The organism is Salicola sp. AFF1, from assembly GCF_056783195.1.
The window spans coordinates 1-242 of the sequence record NZ_JBXAYL010000228.1; the positions used below are offsets into that span (position 1 = coordinate 1).

Annotated in this window: 1 protein-coding gene; it reads left to right on the top strand. The window is 63.6% G+C overall.

What is annotated here, in order from left to right; all coding sequences use genetic code 11:
- On the top strand, positions 1-242 hold a 242-nt coding region (locus AC1RQI_RS17455; protein WP_481905869.1), incomplete at both ends, for a cytochrome ubiquinol oxidase subunit I.

Consider the following 242-nt stretch of genomic DNA (forward strand, 5'->3'; position numbering starts at 1 on the left):
CTGATCGCCAATGGCTGGATGCAGTATCCGGTCGGCGCCAAGTTCAATCCCGACACGATGCGGATGGAAGTCTCCGACTTCATGGCCGTGCTGTTCAACCCGGTCGCGCAGGCCAAGTTCGTCCACACCGTCAGCGCCGGCTACGTCACCGGAGCGATGTTCGTGCTCTCGATCAGCGCGTTCTATCTGCTGCGCGGCCGCCCCATCGAGCTCGCCAAGCGATCGATGACGGTCGCGGCGAG